13 protein-coding genes are annotated in these 18951 nt (G+C 67.0%); 7 read left to right on the forward strand and 6 right to left on the reverse strand.

Annotation, left to right across the window (positions count from 1 at the left end):
- Nucleotides 1-4: 4 nt before the first annotated feature.
- The 4 genes from paaK (at nucleotide 5) to ABDW57_RS02360 (ending at nucleotide 4569) form a co-directional block, all read left to right on the forward strand.
- Complete coding sequence (gene paaK / locus ABDW57_RS02345) at nucleotides 5-1327, forward strand: phenylacetate--CoA ligase PaaK (RefSeq protein ID WP_343728598.1); 1323 nt, start codon at nucleotides 5-7, stop codon at nucleotides 1325-1327.
- A gap of 1 nt (nucleotide 1328) precedes the next feature.
- Nucleotides 1329-1940, forward strand: coding sequence for a phenylacetic acid degradation protein PaaY (locus tag ABDW57_RS02350; RefSeq protein WP_343728599.1), 612 nt, complete (start codon nucleotides 1329-1331; stop codon nucleotides 1938-1940).
- A 146-nt stretch (nucleotides 1941-2086) separates the two neighbouring features.
- Nucleotides 2087-4141: a phenylacetic acid degradation bifunctional protein PaaZ gene (paaZ, locus tag ABDW57_RS02355; protein ID WP_343728600.1), complete on the forward strand. Its 2055-nt coding sequence runs from the start codon at nucleotides 2087-2089 to the stop codon at nucleotides 4139-4141.
- On the forward strand, nucleotides 4138-4569 hold the full coding sequence (locus tag ABDW57_RS02360) for a hypothetical protein (protein WP_343728601.1): 432 nt from the start codon (nucleotides 4138-4140) through the stop codon (nucleotides 4567-4569). The genes paaZ and ABDW57_RS02360 overlap by 4 nt, the downstream gene beginning before the upstream one ends.
- Before the next feature lies 1 nt (nucleotide 4570).
- Here ABDW57_RS02360 and ABDW57_RS02365 read toward each other — a convergent pair whose 3' ends face one another.
- Nucleotides 4571-4957: a VOC family protein gene (locus tag ABDW57_RS02365; protein WP_343728602.1), complete on the reverse strand. Its 387-nt coding sequence runs from the start codon at nucleotides 4955-4957 to the stop codon at nucleotides 4571-4573.
- Between the two features lie 19 nt (nucleotides 4958-4976).
- Nucleotides 4977-6200, reverse strand: a complete 1224-nt coding sequence (locus ABDW57_RS02370; RefSeq protein ID WP_343729104.1) for a Xaa-Pro peptidase family protein — start codon at nucleotides 6198-6200, stop codon at nucleotides 4977-4979.
- Nucleotides 6201-6331: 131 nt separating this feature from the next.
- Here ABDW57_RS02370 and ABDW57_RS02375 point away from each other — a divergent pair, with 131 nt between their 5' ends.
- Nucleotides 6332-7933 (forward strand): S-layer protein, encoded by a 1602-nt coding sequence (locus ABDW57_RS02375; RefSeq protein ID WP_343728603.1) that lies wholly within the window; start codon nucleotides 6332-6334, stop codon nucleotides 7931-7933.
- On the opposite strand, the gene ABDW57_RS02380 is transcribed toward ABDW57_RS02375, so the two are convergent.
- From ABDW57_RS02380 to ABDW57_RS02395, 4 genes are all read right to left on the reverse strand, one after another.
- Nucleotides 7934-10258 (reverse strand): M4 family metallopeptidase, encoded by a 2325-nt coding sequence (locus ABDW57_RS02380; RefSeq protein WP_343728604.1) that lies wholly within the window; start codon nucleotides 10256-10258, stop codon nucleotides 7934-7936.
- A gap of 111 nt (nucleotides 10259-10369) precedes the next feature.
- Nucleotides 10370-11764: an argininosuccinate lyase gene (argH, locus tag ABDW57_RS02385; protein ID WP_343728605.1), complete on the reverse strand. Its 1395-nt coding sequence runs from the start codon at nucleotides 11762-11764 to the stop codon at nucleotides 10370-10372.
- A 309-nt stretch (nucleotides 11765-12073) separates the two neighbouring features.
- Entirely contained in the window at nucleotides 12074-13471 is a 1398-nt protein-coding gene (locus tag ABDW57_RS02390; RefSeq protein WP_343728606.1) for a YfcC family protein, read from the reverse strand.
- On the reverse strand, nucleotides 13468-14601 hold the full coding sequence (locus tag ABDW57_RS02395) for a succinylglutamate desuccinylase/aspartoacylase family protein (RefSeq protein WP_343728607.1): 1134 nt from the start codon (nucleotides 14599-14601) through the stop codon (nucleotides 13468-13470). The genes ABDW57_RS02390 and ABDW57_RS02395 overlap by 4 nt, the downstream gene beginning before the upstream one ends.
- Nucleotides 14602-14751: 150 nt before the next feature.
- Between ABDW57_RS02395 and ABDW57_RS02400 the strand changes: the two genes are divergently transcribed.
- Entirely contained in the window at nucleotides 14752-17490 is a 2739-nt protein-coding gene (locus tag ABDW57_RS02400; protein ID WP_343728608.1) for a TonB-dependent receptor, read from the forward strand.
- A gap of 90 nt (nucleotides 17491-17580) precedes the next feature.
- Entirely contained in the window at nucleotides 17581-18912 is a 1332-nt protein-coding gene (locus ABDW57_RS02405; RefSeq protein WP_343728609.1) for a cyanophycinase, read from the forward strand.
- Nucleotides 18913-18951: the final 39 nt, after the last annotated feature.

The following is an 18951-nucleotide window of genomic DNA, read 5'->3' on the forward strand; positions in this document are numbered from 1 at the left end:
ACCGATGGTCCAACGCATCCCCGTGCCATCCGAGCTGGAACCGATCGAGCGCGCCAGCCGCGACGAGCTGCAAGCGCTGCAACTGCAACGCATGCAGTGGTCGCTGCGCCACGCCTACGACAATGTGCCGCACTACCGCGCCGCCTTCGACGCCGCCGGTGTTCACCCAGACGATTTGCGCGCGCTGGCCGACATCGCCCGCTTCCCGTTCACCACCAAGAAGGAATTGCGCGACAACTATCCCTTCGGCCTGTTCGCCGTGCCGCGCGAGCGCGTGGTGCGCGTGCACGCGTCCAGCGGCACCACCGGCAAGCCGACCGTGGTGGGTTACACGCAGAACGACATCGACACCTGGGCCAACGTCGTCGTGCGCTCGATCCGCGCGGCGGGCGGCCGGCGCGGTGACATGGTGCATATCGCCTATGGCTACGGCCTGTTCACCGGCGGTCTGGGCGCGCACTATGGCGCCGAGCGGCTGGGCTGCACAGTGGTGCCGATGTCCGGCGGCCAGACCGAGAAGCAGGTGCAGCTGATCCAGGACTTCCAGCCGGCAGTGATCATGGTGACGCCGTCGTATATGCTCAACCTCATCGAGGAGTTCCAGCGCCAGGGGCTGGACCCTGCGGCCAGCTCGCTCAAGGTCGGCATCTTTGGCGCCGAGCCGTGGACCGACGCCATGCGCGCCGAGATCGAGCAGCGCGCCGGCATCGACGCGGTCGACATCTACGGCCTGTCGGAGGTGATGGGGCCGGGCGTGGCCAGCGAGTGCATCGAGAGCAAGGACGGCCCGGTGATCTGGGAGGATCACTTCTACCCGGAGATCATCGATCCGGAAACCGGCGCGGTGCTGCCGGACGGCGAGGAAGGCGAGCTGGTATTCACTTCGCTCAGCAAGGAAGCGCTGCCGATCATCCGTTACCGCACGCGCGACCTCACGCGCCTGCTGCCGCCGACCTCGCGCAGCATGCGCCGCATCGGCAAGATCACCGGCCGCTCGGATGACATGCTGATCATCCGCGGCGTCAACGTGTTCCCATCGCAGATTGAGGAGTTGATCTGCAAGATGCCGAAACTGGCGCCGCAATATCAGCTGGTGGTCAGCCGCGAGGGGCATCTGGACCAGCTGGCGGTGCTGGCCGAGCTGCGGCCGGAGGTGGCGGCCGGGGCGGACGCCGGCGAAGCCGAGGCGCTGGCGCGCGAGCTGGAGCAGCGCATCAAGACCAACGTCGGCGTCAGCACGCAGGTCAGGCTGCTGCCGCCGAACGGCATCGAGCGCACGCTGACCGGCAAGGCGCGGCGCGTGGTCGATTTGCGCAAGCGGGGCTGACATGGTCAAAGTCTATGAAATCAATGGCGTGACGCCGGTGGTGCATCCGACCGCCTATGTGCATCCGAGCGCGGTGCTGATCGGCGACGTGATCGTCGGGCCGCGCTGCTACGTCGGCCCGCTGGCGGCGCTGCGCGGCGACTTCGGGCGGCTGGTGCTGGAGGAGGGCGCCAATCTGCAGGACACCTGCGTGATGCACGGCTTCCCTGGCTGCGACACGGTGGTGGAGCAGGACGGGCATATCGGCCATGGCGCGGTGCTGCACGGCTGCCGCATCGGCCGCAATGCGCTGGTCGGCATGAACAGCGTCATCATGGACAACGCCGTGGTCGGCGCGGACAGCATCGTGGCGGCCATGAGTTTTGTGCGCGCCGGGATGGAGATTCCGCCGCGCAGCCTGGCGGTCGGTGCGCCGGCCAAGGTGATGCGCGCACTGCGCGACGATGAAATTCAATGGAAGACCAGCGGCACCGCGCAGTACCAGGAGCTGGCGGTGCGCTCGATGCAGACGATGCGAGAGCGGGAAGCGCTGACCGCGCCGGAACCGGACCGCAAGCGCATCGAGTGGGACAGCGCGCTGCCGCTCCATCTGCACAAGAACACCAGCGCCTAGGCGCGCCGCATACGCTGGCGCGCAGCCGCAGCCGCAGCCGCAGCCGCAGCCGCAGCGCCGCGCCGCGCCGCGCGAATGCCGCGCGAATGCGGCGCGGGGGCAGCGCGCCAGGCACCGCATCAGATCAACTTAACGGAGACCGCACCATGCCACAAACACTGCAAAGCTTTATCGCCGGCCGCTGGATCGGCGGCGAGGCGGCCACGCCGCTGCACAGCGCCCTGACCAATGCCGTCATCTACCACACGCACGCCGACCGCATCGACTTCGACGAAGCCGTCAGCTACGCCCGCAAGACCGGCGTGCCGGCGCTGATGCAGATGAACTTCCAGCAGCGCGCGGCCCGGCTCAAGGCGCTGGCGCTGTATCTGCTCAGCCGCAAGGAGGAGCTGTACGCCATCTCGCACCAGACCGGCGCCACCCGTGCCGACAGCTGGGTCGATATCGAGGGCGGCACCGGCACGCTGTTCGCCTACGCCAGCATGGGCAGCCGCGAGCTGCCGTCGTCCAACGTGCTGCACGAAGGCCCGGCCATGGCGCTGGGGAAGAACGGCGGCTTTGCCGGCACCCACATCCTGGTGCCGCGCGGCGGGCTGGCGGTGCACATCAACGCCTTCAATTTCCCGATCTGGGGGCTGCTGGAGAAGTTCGCGCCAAGCTTCCTGGCGGCCATGCCGTGCATCGGCAAGCCGGCCAGCGCCACCAGCTACCTGACCGAGGCGCTGGTGCGCATGATGCACGAATCCGGCCTGCTGCCGGACGGCGCGCTGCAGCTGGTGATCGGCAGCACCGGCGATCTGCTGGACCGGCTGGGCGGCAGCGACGTGGTGACCTTCACCGGCTCGGCCGATACGGCCGCCAGATTGCGCGCCAACCGCAACCTGATCGCCAGCTCGGTGCCCTTCACCGCGGAAGCGGATTCGCTCAACTGCGCCATTCTGGCGCCGGACGTGACGCCGGACGATCCGGAGTTCGATCTGTTCGTCAAGGAGGTGGCGCGCGAGATGACCGGCAAGGCGGGGCAGAAGTGCACCGCGGTCCGCCGCATCATCGTGCCGGAGCACCTGGTCGACGCGGTGGGCACGCGCCTGCGCGAGCGGCTGGCCAAGGTCAGCGTCGGCGATCCGTCGGTGGCGGGCGTGCGCATGGGCGCGCTGGCGTCGCGTGACCAGCAGCGCGACGTGGCGCAGCGGGTCGAGCAGCTGGCGCGCGGCAACCAGGTGCTGTTCAGCGCGCGCGACGGCTTTGCGCCGCTCGGCGAGGGCGTGAGCGAGGGCGCGTTCTTTGCGCCGACCCTGCTGCTGTGCCGCGACCAGCGCAATGAGGCGGTGCACGAGGTGGAGGCGTTCGGTCCGGTCAGCACCATCATCAGCTACCACGGCATCGACGAGGCGCTGGCGCTGGCCGCGCGCGGCAAGGGTTCGCTGGTGTCGACGCTGGTGACCAAGGAGCCGGCGATTGCGGCCTACGCGGTGCCGGTGGCGGCGGCGTCGCACGGCCGGGTGCTGGTGCTGGAGCGCGAGGCGGCGGTCGATTCGACCGGCCACGGCTCGCCGCTGCCGCAGCTCAAGCACGGCGGGCCGGGACGCGCCGGCGGCGGCGAGGAGCTGGGCGGCATGCGCGCGGTGCGCCACTTCCTGCAGCGGGCGGCGCTGCAAGGCTCGCCCACCATGCTGGCGGCGGTGACCGGCGAATACCTGCGCGGCGCGGCGGTGCAGGAGAGCGACGTCCATCCGTTCCGCAAGCATTTTGAGGATCTGGCGATTGGCGACTCGCTGCTGACGCACCGGCGCACGGTCAGCGAGGCCGACATCGTCAACTTCGGCGGCGTCTCCGGCGACTACTTCTACATGCACTTCGACGAGGTGGCGGCGCGCGACACGCAGTTCGGCCGGCGCATCGCGCACGGCTACTTCGTGCTGTCGGCGGCGGCCGGCCTGTTCGTGTCGCCGGCGCCGGGGCCGGTGCTGGCCAACTATGGGCTGGACAACCTGCGCTTCGTGGCGCCGGTGGCGATCGGCGACACCATCCGCGCGCGCCTGACCTGCAAGCGCAAGGTTGACCGCAACCGCACCGACGACCAGGGCGTGGGGCAGGGCGTGGTGGCGTGGGACGTGCAGGTCACCAACCAGCGCGACGAGCTGGTGGCCAGCTACGATATTCTCACGCTGGTGATGAAGCGGCGTATGATGGCGGCATGAGATCAACCTTCATCAAACAATCCATGGGGGCCAGCCCGCTGCTCACCGCGCGCGACTGGCTGGTTTTCGGCGGCATCTTCGGCGTCATTGTGGTGGTCTGGCTGCTGCTGGCGCCGCAAGCGGCGGCGCCGTTCTGGCGCGGCGCGCTGTGCGGCGCCATTGGCGGCAGCCTGCCGTCGCTGCTGGCCTGCCTGCCGGTGCATGGCAGCGTGGCGGCGCAGCACAGCGGCAGCTTTGTCGGCCGCGTCGAGCAGGCCGGCTTCGTGGCGGCCGGCGAGGGCGCCGAGGGCAGCGTGTACGTGCGGCGCGGTCCGCGCTGGCTGCGCTGGGATGCCAACCGGGTGGTGATCCGGCGCGCCGCCGATGGCGCGCTGCAGGTGACCGCGCCGTACTATTTCTACTTCCGCCTGAAGCGCGTGCAGGGCTGAGTCACTGGCCCGGCGGCGGCTGCCACAGCTCGACCTTGTTGCCTTCGGGGTCGATCACCCAGCCGAATTTGCCGTATTCCGAGTCGTCGGTTTTATCGAGCACGTTGCAGCCCTCGTCGCGCAGCGCTTGCAGCAGCGCCGCCAGGTCGTGCACGCGGTAGTTGACCACGAACGGCTTGGTGCCGGGCGCGAAGGCGTCGCTGTCGGCGGCGCTGATGCACCAGGCGGTGCTGCCGCCCACTGGCTGGCCGTCATCGCCGCGCCAGTCGAACGCCGCCCCGCCCCAGGGCTGGACGTCGATGCCGAGGTGGCGCCGGTACCATGCCCCCAGCGTCTTGGGATCTTTCGCATAAAAGAAAATACCGCCGATACCAGTCACGCGCTTCATGCTGAGCCTCCGGGTGAGTTTAGCGGTTCAGGCCAAACGGGTCGTCGATGCTGTGGGCCGGTTCGGTGAACCATTTCGGGCCGGCCGCGGTCATGTAGAAGTGGTCTTCGTGGCGCACGCCGAATTCGCCGGGGATGCAGATCATCGGTTCATTCGAGAAGCACATGCCGACGTCCAGCGGGGTCTGGTCGCCGCCCACCAGGTAGGGCCATTCGTGGATGTCGAGGCCGATGCCGTGGCCGGTGCGGTGCGGCAGGCCGGGCAGCTTGTAGCCGGGGCCGAAGCCGTCCGCTTCCAGCGAACGGCGCGCGGCGGCGTCGACTTCCTCGCACGGCACGCCTAGCTGGGCGGCGGCAAAGGCCGCGGCCTGCGCTTTCTTTTCGCTGTTCCATACCGAACGCTGGCGCGCGCTGATCGGGCCATAGACGTAGGTGCGGGTGATGTCGGAGATGTAGTTGTGCAGCTTGCAGCCGGTGTCGATCAGGACCGTGTCGCCGGGCTTCAGGGTCTGCACGTAGCTGACGCCGTGCGGGTAGGCGGTGGCTTCGCCGAACAGCACGATCACGAAGTAGGAGCCGGCCGCGCCGACCTTGCGGTGCGCGCGGTCGATGAACTCTTCCACTTCTCTGGTGGTGATGCCCTCGCGCAGGATGCTGGCGGCGGCGATGTGCACCGCCAGCGTCATGTCCTTGGCGCGCTGCATGAGGGCGATTTCGGCCGCCGATTTGCGGGTGCGGCAGTGGGCGGTGACGGCGCGCGCGTTTTCCAGCGCGTAGCCGTCGGCCAGCGGGCGGATGCCGTCGTAGATGAAGAAGGCGGCGCTTTCGCAGATGCCCACGCGCGGCGCTTGTGCCGGATTCGGCGTGATGCCCATGCGTTTCAGCACAGCGACGAACAGGGCGTACGGGCTTTCGTGCTCGTGCCAGCAGTTGACGGCGCCGTCCACCAGCATGAAGTCCTTCAGCGTGCTTTCTTCAAACGCGGGCGCGATGTATTCGATGGCGCCGCGCGCCGGCAGGATGGCGCCGACCATGCGTTCGCTGGCGTGCCATTTGGTGCCGGTGAAGTAGGTCAGGTTGGCGCCGGCGTTGATGTAGATGGCGGCGATGCCCTGCGCCTGCATGTACGCTTGCGCGCGCGCGATGCGCTGCAGGTGTTCGTCTTTGCCGATGGGGACTGCGCCCGCAGTCATGTCCGACAGCGAGGCCAGCGCCTCGTCGATGGTTTTTCCGCCGATACCGATAGTCATTTTTATATCCCGATGTTGTACGCGAGGATCGCCCGCTTCAGCCCTCGATGATAGCAGGTCATGCGGCCGTCACACACGAATGCTAACGTTGCGCGCTGGTTTGTTGCCCACTTCAGGATAGCCTCATGTCGCACAAAAAACTGCTGCTCCCTTCCGCCATCGCCATCGCGGCGGTGATTGCCGCCTGCGGCGGCGATAACACGCCGCCGGACACGGTGCCGCCGCTGCCGGCCGGCCGCTGGCTGGCCGGCGATCTGCACACCCACACCACGCAGTCGGCCGACGCCGATGTCAGCCAGACGCTGGACAAGATTCTGGCCAAGGCCTTCACCAGCTATGGCCTGGACTGGATGGCGGTGTCGAATCACCTGCGCGTCTCCACCCGCGATGAGAAGGGCGCGGCGCTGGCGGCCCCGATTCCCATGTCGCTCGGCGCCGAGCGCTATGAGATCCCGCACGTGAAGGCGCTGCAGGCGGCCGGCACCTATGCCGACAAGCTGATTTTCTCCGGCTTTGAGTGGGACATGCCGACCCACGATCACATCGGCATCGGTCTGTTTGACGGCGCGGCCGCCAGCGTCAAGGGCATGAAGGAATTCGAGTATCTGTTCACCACGCGCGATCCGGCCATGTTCGATGCCGCCGATGTGGCGGCGTGGAAGGCGAAGTATGGCGAGACGCGCTACAACAAGACCGCCGCCGATGCGCTGCAGGCGATCAACTGGCTAAAGCAGAATTATCCGGACAGCAGCTACGCGGTGATCAATCACCCGTCGCGCAACAAGGGCAGTTATACCATTGCCGATTTCCGCGCGTTCAATGACGCCGCGCCCAACATCATGTTTGCCATCGAGGGCATGGTGGGCAATCAGATGGAGCCGGACCGCGGCGGCTACACCGCGGCCTATACCGACGACAATGCGCTGCTGCGCGTGTACGGCGGTGTCGATTATGTGGTGGCCAAGCTGGGCGGCCCATGGGATGCGCTGCTGGGCGAGGGCCGCCGCATCTGGAATCTGACCGATTCCGATACCCACTTCAAGATCGTCGGCGGCAACAGCAGCGGTTATTTCCCCGGCGAGTATGCCAGGAATTATGTGTTCAACGGCGGCAGCGGCACGCCGGCGCTGAAGGACCTGCTGGCCGGTCTGCGCTCGGGCAAGATGTTTTCGGTGTACGGTGATTTGATCAATGCGCTGGACTTCAACCTGGCCAGCAAGGATGACCGCAAGGAGATGGGCGGCGAGCTGAAAGTGGCCAGCGGCGACAAGGTCACCATCACCATCCGCTTCAAGTCGCCGGCCAAAAATAATTACGAGAAGCCGGTCGACAGCGGCACGCCGGCCAACGTCAGGCCGGTGGTCGATCACGTCGATCTGATTGCCGGCGATGTCGGCGCCAGGGCCGCGCCGGGCAGCGCGGCCTACAATCTGGCCACCAATGCCAGCACGCGCGTGGTGAAGCGCTTCACGGCGGCCGACTGGAAGCTGGATGCGGACGGCTATTACAGCGTGACCTATGAGACCACGGCGTCGAAGAGTCAGTACTTCCGCCTGCGCGGCACCAATCTGGGCGTGGATGTTGCCGGCCTGACGCAGGGCGGCGAGCCGCTGGCCGATCAGCGCACCGGCACCGCCGACAACACCCAGCGCTTCAACGACATCAATGACCGTAACTACCGCAGTCTGTGGTTCTATTCGAATCCGGTGTTCGTGGCGCTGCGCTGATCATCTGGTCAGCAGGCTGACCTTGTCGAGCACGAAGGAGGTTTGCTTGGAGCGGTCTTCGCGCATGGCAAACGACAGGGTCACGCTTTGCCCTTTGAACGGCAGCAGGTCGAAGCTGCGCAGCTGGTAGCCGGCGGCCGGCGTCAGGTTGGTGTAGGTGGCCAGGGTGGCCAGCTGCGCGCCGCCGGCCGCGCGCAGCGTGACGGTCAGGGTGTCGTACACGGTGTTGCTGGTTTCGGCGGTGTCGATGTGCAGCGCGAAGCTCAGTTGCGCGCTGCTGGCGTCGGCGGGGATGTGCAGCGGCTGGGTCAGGGTTTCGCTGGTGCGGCGGCCGTTGCCGCCCAGCCAGGCGTAGCGCGTGCCCTCGTAAGGCGGCTGGGCGCTGTGCGCGCCGATCACGCGGGTGGTGCCGCTCCAGCCGCTGGCGCCGTCCTCGAAGCCGCCGTTGACCACGCGCTCGACCGCCTCGCCGCCCCCGCCGCCCCCGCCGCCACCACCGCCACCACCGCCACCACCGCCACCGCCGCCACCGCCGCCGTCGTCGGCTTCATCGATGTCGGCGCCGACATTGATGGCGGCGTAGGCGCGCTGCACGGCTATCGTTTCGCGCGAGCCGGCGCCGTACAGTTCCTGCGCCGCCTGCAGCACCTTGCTGCGGGCGTCGGCGTAGTTGGTGGCGGCGGTGAATTTGGTGGTCAGGGCCTTGAACCAGATGCGGTAGGCCTTGTCGGCGCCGATGCCGCGCATGGCGGCCGGGCGGCGCGTCAGGTAGGGGCTGTGGTAGTCGCTGGCGGCGTCGGCGCTGGAGCCCTGCGCCAGAAAGTAGAACATGCGGTTGTTGGGGCCGCTGGAATAGTGGACGTCCAGGTGTTTCAGGCTGGTGCTCCAGGCGTCCGGGCTGCTGCCGTCCTTGCTGGGCTTGTACATCCAGCGCAGCGGCTGGCCGCTGCGGCTGATTTCCCGGCCCATCATCCAGTCGTTGCCGCTGGCCGGCAGGGTGGCGCCGCTGCCGCCGGCGCGCGCGTAGGCTTCCACCATTTCGCCGCCGATGTCGGAGTGCGATTCATTCAGGCCGCCCGATTCGCCGGCGTACACCAGGTCGGCGGTGGCGGCGGTCACGCCGTGCGACATTTCATGGCCGATGACGTCAATCGCGCCCAGGCTGAGGAAGCTGTTGCCGTCGCCGATGTACATGCACTTGCAGCTGTCGTCGTAGAAGGCGTTGTCGTAGGCGGTGCCGACGTGGGCGGCAATGTAGGTGGCGGTGTTGTTGCCGTCCAGCGACTGCCAGCCCAGCACGTTCTTGTGGGCGTCGTAGGTGTTCATCAGGCCCCACAGGGCGTTGACGGCGGCGGTCTGGCCGTTGGCGTCGGTGGTGCTGCCGCCGCTGTACTGCTGGCCGTCGCCCCAGGTGTTGCTGGCGTTGCTGTAGATGGCGCCGGGATCGGGGTTGTTGGGCGAGCTGTGGTTGGCGTTGGTGATGGCCATGGCGCCGAACTTGCCGCCGCTGCCGCGCGTGCTGTCGAGCATCTGGAAGCCGTTGGCGGTGGCCGAGGTGCTGAGCGCCACCTGGCCGTTGTACTGGCTGTGGCCGATGCCGGTGACGGTTTGCAGCGCCGGCCACTGGGCCAGCACGGCGCCGCTGCGGGCGTCCACCACCACGTCGTAGTACACCAGCTTGCCGTCCTGCGCCATGCGCAGCTGCACCAGATAGGCCAGGGCGTAGCGCGCCACCACTTCCTCCAGGTCCAGCGCGTTCAGCTGCGCCTCCGGCTTGTTGGCGGCGGCCGCGGTGCGGCGGGTCTGCATCAGCGGGTAGATCAGCAGCTCGGCGCTGGGCGTCCAGCGGTGGCTGGCGTTGGGGGCGATGGCGCGCATGGCGGCGCCGATGGCGTCGTCGGCGCTGAGGGCGGGGGTGAGGTCGGCCGGCGGCGGCGCCGGCGGCACGGCGCTGCCGCCGGGCGTGGTGGCCTGCGGCGTCAGGCCGGGGCGGCGGTCGGCGGCCGAGACGCTGACGATGTCGCCGCTGGCGTTGGTGACCACCACCGATTCCGAGCCGAACACGCGCAAGCCCTTGTAGGTGTGCTGGGCGCGGGTGATTTTCTGGCCGACCACGCCGGGGTGCTGGCTGCTGATGCGGAAGCTGTAGTCGTGGCTGAGGCCGGGGCGGGCGTCCAGCGCGGTCAGGCGCGCCACCAGGCCGGCGTTTTCCTGCGGGGTGGCGGCGGCCACCGGGGCGGCCATCAGTTGGACCGGCTGCGCCTGCAGCGGCAGCGGCAGCGGCAGGGTGAGGCAGGCGGCAAGCAAGAGTGTGCGTGGTTTCATGTCATCCTCCGTGGTAGATGACTTCACGCTAGAGCGATGGCGGGCGCGGGTACTGCGCCAGATCAAACGGCCGCCAAATGCTGGCGGCGCCGGCCGCCGCCGCCGCGGGGATTACGCCAGCTGGCTGCGCACGCGGGCGATGGCGGCGCGCACCTGGTTCGGGGCGGTGCCGCCGACGTGGTCGCGCGCGGCCACCGAGCCTTCCAGCGTCAGCACGGCAAACACGTCGTCCGCGATCAGCGGCGAGAAGGCGCGCAGCTGCTCCAGCGACATCTCGGCCAGATCGATCCGCAGGTCGTCGCAGGCGCGCACGGCGTGCGCCACCGCTTCGTGGGCGTCGCGGAACGGCAGGCCCTTCTTGACCAGATAGTCGGCCAGGTCGGTGGCGGTGGCATAGCCCTGCAGGGCGGCCGCGCGCATATTGTCCGGCTTGACGCTGATGCCGCCGGCCATGTCGGCAAAGATGCGCAGGGTGTCGACCAGGGTGTCGACCGTGTCGAACAGCGGTTCCTTGTCTTCCTGATTGTCCTTGTTGTAGGCCAGCGGCTGGCCTTTCATCAGGGTCAGCAGGCCCATCAGGTGGCCGACCACGCGGCCGGTCTTGCCGCGCGCCAGTTCCGGCACGTCCGGGTTTTTCTTTTGCGGCATGATCGACGAGCCGGTGCAGAAACGGTCGGCAATGTCGATGAAGCCCACGCGCGGGCTCATCCAGATGATCAGCTCTTCCGACATGCGCGAGATGTGGGTCATGATCAGGGCCGCGGCGGCGGTGAATTCGATCGCGAAGTCGCGGTCGGAGACGGCGTCCAGCGAGTTGTGGCAGACGTCGTCAAAGCCCAGGGTTTTGGCCACGCGCACGCGGTCGATCGGGAAGGTGGTGCCGGCCAGCGCGGCCGCGCCCAGCGGCAGGCGGTTGACGCGCTTGCGGGCGTCGGCCATGCGCTCGGCATCGCGGCCGAACATTTCCACGTAGGCCAGCATGTGGTGGCCGAAGGTGATCGGCTGCGCCACCTGCATGTGGGTGAAGCCGGGCAGGATGGTGTCGGCGTGCTTTTCGGCCAGGTCGGTCAGGGCGCTGCGCAGCGCGTTCAGCAGGGCCAGCACGTCGTCGATGGCCGAGCGCACGTACAGGCGGATGTCGGTGGCCACCTGGTCGTTGCGCGAGCGGCCGGTGTGCAGGCGCTTGCCGGCATCGCCCACCAGCTCGGTCAGGCGCTTTTCGATGTTCAGGTGCACGTCTTCCAGGTCGAGCAGCCATTCGAACTGGCCGGCCTCGATTTCGGCGCTGATCTGCGCCATGCCGCGCTCGATCTCGGCGCGGTCCTGGGCGCTGATGATGCCCTGGGCGGCCAGCATTTCAGCGTGGGCCAGCGAACCCTGGATGTCGGCCTTGGCCAGGCGTTTGTCGAAAAACACCGAGGCGGTGTAGCGTTTGACGAGGTCCGAAACCGGTTCGCTGAAGCGGGCCGACCAGGCTTCGGCCTTTTTGGAAAATTGTGAGGTCATAGTCAAATAGAGGAAGTGCGCGAAGGATCAACCAGCGATTATAAACCGTAAAACGCGCCGCTCTTGTCTATACAAGGGCGAAAACGCCGGAGCCGCAGCATTTTGTGCCGGCGATATACATACCGTTCTTCCCTCCCACAGCTTGCCTATTTTCGCCTATTTTTGCCTATGATTTGCCTATTTCTCAGGTGGCTTTTGCCCGGTTTCCCCTCTGGGGAGGCGCTGCCGGAATAGGCATTCAATAGGCGAAAATAGGCAGAAATAGGCAAGCTACCGGACTGACAAACCATGCGTATATGCCCGGCAAATTTACTGCCAGTTCATCAGGCAGGGCGGCACCAGCAGGGCCAGCGCCAGCACGGCGTAGATCAGTTGCAGCGGGATCATCCACTTGGCCCAGGTGATCCATGGAATGCGCGCCAGCGCCAGCACGCCGACCGTGATGCCGGAAGTCGGGATCATCGGCGTGGTGAATTCGCCAAACTGGAACGCCAGAATCGCGGTCTGGCGCGTCACGCCCACCAGATCGGCCAGCGGCGCCATGATCGGCATGGTCAGCGCGGCCTGTCCGCTGCCGGAGTGGATGAAGAAATTGATCACCGTCTGGATGCCAAACATCTTCCACGCCGCAAACACCGGATGGGCCGACTGCACCAGCGGCATCAGGCCGTGCAGCATGGTATCGATGATGTGGGCGTCGCGCGCCAGCACCAGCGTGCCGCGCGCCAGCGCGATCACCAGCGCCGTGCCGACCAGATCGCGCGCGCCCTGCATGAAGCCCTCCACGATCTGGGTCGAATCGAGCTTGCCGACCAGCCCGATGACGATGGCCATCGACAGGAACAGCGCCGCGATTTCATCGATATACCACGCGTAATGCACCACGCCAAACACCATCACCGCCAGCGCGCCGGCAAAGATCCACAGCACCAGCTTGTGGCGCGCGGTCATGCCGTGGAACTCGCCCACGCCGCCGACCGGCAAGTCCTTGCGCTTCTCCAGATCCAGCGCATAGGTCGGGCTCAAGGTCGGATCGCGCTTGACGCGCGCCGCGTACCACATCATGAAGACGATGGTGACCGTGGTGGCAATTGCCCACACGATCAGGCGATAGCCCCAGCCGGAAAACACCGGCACCCCGGCGATGCCCTGCGCAATCCCGACATTGAACGGGTTCAGAAACGCCGCCGAAAAGCCCACCTGCGAGCCCAGAAACGGAATCGACACGCCGACCACCGTGTCGTAGCCCAGCGCCAGCGCCAGCGGCACGAAAATCAGGATGAACGGAATCGCCTCCTCGTTCATGCCAAAGGTGGCGCCGCCGATCGAGAACAGGGTGATGAACACCGGGATCAAGGCCTTCTGGATGAACGCCGAACTGGCGTGCGCCTTGGCCAGCGACTTGATCATGGCGTCGATCGCCTCGGTCTTTTGCAGCACGGCAAAGGCGCCGCCGACGATCAGCACAAAGCCGATGATCTGCGCCGCCTCGACAAAGCCCTTGATCGGCGCCTTCATCAGCGCCACCAGCCCCTGCGGGTTGCTGTCGATGTAATGGAAGCTGTCCGGATTGATCAGCTGCTTGCCGTTGACCAGATGGGTGTCGTACTTGCCGCCCGGCACCAGCCAGGTGGCCGCCGCGATCAGCGCCAGAATGATGAACAGCAGCACGAAGGTATGCGGGAGTTTCAGTTTTTTGTTCATCATGCGCTCAGCAGGTCGCCTTCACGATAAGCCCGGGCGCCGGCCACCTTGCCGACGTTCATGCCGCGGATCACATGGCGGTGCGCGCTGCGCGCAAAGAACACGCCATCGACCGTGGCGCGCAGCACCGTGGTCTCGCCGCTGACCGGATCGATCAGATCGGCCAGCGCCTCGCCGGCCGCCACCCTGGCGCCCAGCGCGCGCGTGTAGATCAGGATGCCGGCATGCGGCGCATACACCGGCTCCACCCCCTCCAGCGGCGTCGGCGCACACAGCGGAGGGGGCAGCGTGGCCGCCGCCGCTTGCGCGTTGGCGTCGCCCAGCACGCCGTTCAGGGCCAGGAATTGCAGCAGGCCGGCCGCGTCCTTGCGCGCCAGCTCGTAGCTGACTTCCTGCTCGCCGCGCAGCTCCACCGTGGTGGACAGGCAGGCGGCCGGTATCGGGTACCGGTGCTGGAAATGCCGGTCCAGATCCCACCACAGCCGGCTGCAGGCCTCGTCAAACGGTTCGCCGCCGGCCTCGTAGGCCAGCAGCGTGGCGTGCGCGCCGAGGATCGCCGACAGCGGCGCGATGCCCGCGGCCAGCGGGGTGCCGGCGTACATGTGCAGCACCGCCTCGTTGTCGCAATGCAGGTCCAGCACGATGTCGGCATCAATCGCCAGGCTCATCAGGGTTTTTTTCAGCGTCTCGGCATCGGTGGCCGGCTGCCAGTCGGCAATCGCGGCGCGCGCGTGCTCGCGGATCAGCGCCACATTGGCGGCCGCATCCTGCCCCAGCTTGCCGTCCAGCGAGCGCTTCAGATCGTTGGCCACATGCTTGTAGGCGCGGTTGAAATTGACGCCGGTGGTCAGGTCGAAACGCCCGAAGGCGGCGCCATGGATGGCCTGCGCCAGCCCGATCGGATTGGCGGCCGGCACCAGGATGATTTCGCCGTGGATCTGCCCGGCCGCCTCCAGCGCCAGCAATTCCTTGCGCAGGAATTGCGCCACCAGCATGCCCGGCACCTCGTCGGCGTGCAGCGAGCCCTGGATATACACTTTCTTGCCGCGTCCCGGCGTGCCGAAGTGGAAACTGGTCAGCGCATACGCGGCATTGGCGTGCGCGGCGGACAATGGATGAGTGATTGCTTGCATGGCCTGCCCTGCATGGTGGTAAAGCATTGAGTATGTAGCACTATTTTCACAAAGTAAATCGCGCGCGCGCGGCCGCCTTGAGTTTTTGGCTACATGTGCGTACAGTTAGTTTAAATGAATTATTTACATATCGAATAACAGGGAGAGTATATGAAGCCAACCCGCACCACCAGGATGGCGCGCGCCGTACGCCTGGCCCTGGGCATGGGCGCCGTCACCGGCCTGCTGGGGCCGGCCATGGCGCAGGACGCGCCGGCCGCCGCCGCGCCGCTGCCGAAGGTGGAAATCACCGGCTCGGCCATCAAGCGCATCGAGACCGAAACCGCGTTGCCGGTGCAGGTCATCACGCGCGCGGAAATCGACAAGGTCGGCGTCACCACCGCCAGCGAAATCCTGGCCCGGCTGTCGGCCAACGTCGGCGGCCTGACCGACGGCGTCTCGATCACCGACGGCAAGGACCAGCGCGGCTTCAACAGCGCCAATCTGCGCGGCATCGGCACCTCGTCCACCCTGGTGCTGCTGAACGGCCGCCGCATGGCCAACTTCGCCTCGCCCGGCGACGACACCGGCGTCGACCTCAACAACATCCCGGCGGCCGCCATCGCCCGCGTCGAAGTGCTGCTGGACGGCGCCTCGGCGCTGTACGGCACCGACGCCATCGGCGGCGTGATCAACTTCATCACGCGCAAGGATTTCCAGGGCCTGGAACTGAACGCCTACGGCCTGAAAACCGAGGAGGGCGGCGCCGGCAAGCGCACCGCCACCGTCACCGCCGGCCATGGCGACCTCGCCAAGGACGGCTTCAATGTGTTCGCGGTGGCCGACTTCCAGCGCACCGGCGCCCTGTCGACCGCGCAGCGCGGCTTCATCGACGACCTGCGCATCCCCGAGCGGCTGCCGCATCTGCTGTCCGGCTACACGGCGCCGGCCAATATCCGCCTCAGCGCCGACCAGCGCGATTACCTGGCCGCCAACGGCTTCAAGCTCAACGGCCAGCCCATCAGCAGCCGTTTGATCAACCCCTCGGTGCCGACCTGCTCGGCGCCGGCCAACCTCTACCTGCCGACCGGCACCGGCGGCCCCGAGGGCTGCACCTACAATTACATGGGCGACACCGAGCTGTACCCGAAATCGGAAAAGACCAATATCCTGAGCCGCGGCGTGCTGCAGCTCAACCCCGACCACCAGCTGTACGCCGAGATCGCCCTGAGCCGCGCCAAGACCTGGTACGCGGCCTCGTCGGCGCGGGTGCGCGCCTATGTCGACGCCAGCGTGATTCCGGCCTTCAAGGGCTACGACCTCGGCTCGGACGAAGCCGGCGGCGACCCGGAAGTCGAGCTGCGCATCCGCCTGAACGAGGCCGGCCGCCGCACCAGCGAGCTGACCAGCGAAAGCCAGCGCTATGTGGTCGGCCTGAGCGGCTCGCGCAACGGCTTTGACTATGACATCGGCCTCAACCACAGCATCAATGTGGTGCGCGACCGCGACACCCATGGCTACCTGCTGTACAACGAATTGGTGCAGGGCATCGCGGACGGCCTGATCAACCCGTTCGGCCCGTCCAGCCCGGCCGGCCGCGACCTGATCAACAGCCTCCAGGTCAATGACGAGGTGCGCCACGCGCGCGGCACCACCGACTCGCTCGACTTCAAGGTCTCGCACGCGGTCGGCACCCTGGCCGGCGGCGAGGCCGCGCTGGCCATCGGCGGCGAAATCCGCCGCGAGAAAACCGCTTACCACCCCTCGGCCCTGCTGCTGAGCGACAACATCAACAACGACCCGGCGCCCGAGGGCGGCCAGGCCACCAGCTATGCGCGCAACATCCAGGCGGTGTACGGCGAACTGCTGCTGCCGCTGAGCAAGCAGTGGGAAGCCCAGCTCTCGGCCCGCTACGACCACTACCAGGTGGTCGGCGGCGCCGCCAGCCCCAAGCTCGGCCTGACCTATATGCCCAGCAACACCATGCTGTTCCGCGCCTCGGCCGGGCGCGGCTTCCGGGCGCCGTCCATGACCGATCTGTACCGGCCGATGCAGGTGGGCGGCACCGCCGTGCTGCCGGACCCGGTCTACTGCGCCGTGGTCGACAACGATTACGCCACCTGCGCCGAAGCGTGGGAAACCCACCGCCACTCGAACCCGAATCTGAAGCCGGAAAAGAGCCGCCAGTTCTCGCTCGGCATGGTGCTGCAGCCGTCCAGGCAGGTGATGCTGACGCTCGATTACTGGAACATCAAGCGCACCGACCTGATTGCCGAGGTCGGCGACGACCTGATCCTGGCCAACCCGGTCAAGTACGCCAGCCTGGTGCACCGCGACCCGGACGACGACAACTACATCCTGTGGATCGACCAGTTCAAGGAAAACCGCGGCGCCCAGAAGGCCGCCGGGCTCGACCTGACCATCGACTTCAAGGGCGTGCAGACCTGGGCCGGGCGCTTTGGCGGCCGCCTGTCCGGCACCTATGTGACCGATTCCAAGATCCAGAACGACAAGGGCGACGTCTATGTGTCCAACCTGGGCCGCTTTGTCACCGACGGCGTGGTGCAGCGCTGGCGCCATACCATCAGCCTGGACTGGGATCAGGGCCCGTGGGCGGCCACCCTGTCCAACACCTTCTCCAGCGGCTATCAGGACCAGAACTCGGCCATCAACCTGGACGACGGCTCGGTGGTCCAGCCCAACCACGTCAAGTCCTACTCGCTGTGGGACCTGACCGGCAGCTGGCAGGCCAGCAAGGCGCTGAAACTGCGCGCCGGCATCCAGAACCTGTTTGACACCGCGCCGCCGTTCTCCAACCAGGCCTATCACTTCATCTCCGGCTATGATCCGACCTACACCGACGTGCGCGGCCGCCGCTTCTACGCCAGTGTAAATTACGCGTTCAAGTAATGCGTTTTTAAGCAATTGCTTGGTATCATCTGGCAGGTACGCAACGGCGCCCGGCGACAGCCCGGCGCCGGTTTTCATCGGAAGGGGAACATGAAAGTAATGGGTTTGACGCTGCAGCATCTGTGCATGCGCCTGTGCATGCTCTGGCTGCTGGCGCTGGCGGGCGCCGCCCAGGCGGCCTCGACGCCGGTGCCAGGCGCGCCGGTGCCCAAGGTCCAGGTGCCGGGCAAGAGCAGCAAGCCGGCCAAGGCGGTGCCGCCGCCCAAGCCGGTGCTGGCGCCGCCGGCGGGCAACCTGGTCATCATTGGCGGCGGCCTGCGCACCGAAAACGCCGAAGTCTGGCAGCGCATCGTGCAGCTGGCCGGCGGCAAGGGCGCGCGCATCGGCGTGTTCGGCTCGGCCTCGATCAACCCGGAGGCGGCGGCCCAGGCCACCGTCAACAAGCTGAACCAGTACGGCGCCCAGGCGTTTGCCATCCCGCTCGGCGTCACCTGGCCGAATAGCGACTACCGCAAGGCCGCCGAAGACCCGGAAACCGTGGCCATGATCCACTCGGCCACCGGGATTTACTTCACCGGCGGCGACCAGGCCCGCATCACGCGCGCGCTGGTGCGCCCGGACGGCAGCCACACCGCCGCGCTGGACGCGGTGTGGGACGTCTACCGCGACGGCGGCGTGGTGGCCGGCTCCTCGGCCGGCGCCGCCATCATGAGCACCACCATGTTCTACGACGCCAAGTCGACCCTGGACATGCTGAAGCAGGGCGTCAACGATGGCCACGAAATCGCCCCCGGCCTCGGCTTCATCGGCGAGGACGTGTTTGTCGACCAGCACCTGCTGGTGCGCGGCCGCTTTGCGCGCATGATCCCGGTGATGCTGAAGAAGGGCTACCAGATCGGCCTTGGCATCGATGAAAACACCGCCATGGTGGTCAACGCCCGGCGCGACGTCGAGATCATCGGCTACAGCGGCGCGCTGCTGCTGGACCTGTCGGCCGCCATCACCGACCGCGGCATCAAGGGCTTCAATATTTCCAACGCCACCATCAGCTATCTCGACCGCGGCGACAAGTTCAACCTGGTGTCGCGCGAGTTCACGCCCTCGCCGGACAAGGCCGACAACAAGCTCGACCCCAACCAGCCGGACACGCGCGAGCCGGTCTACACCAACGACATCCTTGGCAACAACGCGGTGCTGGACCTGATGGTCAATCTGATCGACAACGCCCAGCAGGAAGCCATCGGCATCGCCTTTGGCAACCCGCGCGACTTCAACCCCGAGCTGGGCTTCGAATTCCGTTTCAGCAAGACCATCAACAGCGTCGGCTACAGCTCGACCGAGGTCGAGGCCTATTCCGTGCTCAAGCTGCGCATGGACATCCGCCCGATCCAGCTGGCGCAGCCGCTGTACCGTTACCGCTAGCGCGGCTTCCGGTATAGTAAGGGCAGCCCCGCAACCGGC

This window comes from Duganella sp. (assembly GCF_039595735.1).
Taxonomy (GTDB): domain Bacteria; phylum Pseudomonadota; class Gammaproteobacteria; order Burkholderiales; family Burkholderiaceae_D; genus Rugamonas.

Coding starts and splice junctions, on each gene's coding strand:
- ABDW57_RS02365 (WP_343728602.1), bottom strand. CDS start 4,957: ATGAAGCGCGTGACTGGTATCGGCGGTATTTTCTTTTATGCGAAAGAT.
- argH (WP_343728605.1), bottom strand. CDS start 11,764: ATGACCTCACAATTTTCCAAAAAGGCCGAAGCCTGGTCGGCCCGCTTC.
- ABDW57_RS02390 (WP_343728606.1), bottom strand. CDS start 13,471: ATGATGAACAAAAAACTGAAACTCCCGCATACCTTCGTGCTGCTGTTC.
- ABDW57_RS02400 (WP_343728608.1), top strand. CDS start 14,752: ATGAAGCCAACCCGCACCACCAGGATGGCGCGCGCCGTACGCCTGGCC.
- paaK (WP_343728598.1), top strand. CDS start 5: ATGGTCCAACGCATCCCCGTGCCATCCGAGCTGGAACCGATCGAGCGC.
- paaZ (WP_343728600.1), top strand. CDS start 2,087: ATGCCACAAACACTGCAAAGCTTTATCGCCGGCCGCTGGATCGGCGGC.
- ABDW57_RS02360 (WP_343728601.1), top strand. CDS start 4,138: ATGAGATCAACCTTCATCAAACAATCCATGGGGGCCAGCCCGCTGCTC.
- ABDW57_RS02350 (WP_343728599.1), top strand. CDS start 1,329: ATGGTCAAAGTCTATGAAATCAATGGCGTGACGCCGGTGGTGCATCCG.
- ABDW57_RS02395 (WP_343728607.1), bottom strand. CDS start 14,601: ATGCAAGCAATCACTCATCCATTGTCCGCCGCGCACGCCAATGCCGCG.
- ABDW57_RS02380 (WP_343728604.1), bottom strand. CDS start 10,258: ATGAAACCACGCACACTCTTGCTTGCCGCCTGCCTCACCCTGCCGCTG.
- ABDW57_RS02375 (WP_343728603.1), top strand. CDS start 6,332: ATGTCGCACAAAAAACTGCTGCTCCCTTCCGCCATCGCCATCGCGGCG.
- ABDW57_RS02405 (WP_343728609.1), top strand. CDS start 17,581: ATGAAAGTAATGGGTTTGACGCTGCAGCATCTGTGCATGCGCCTGTGC.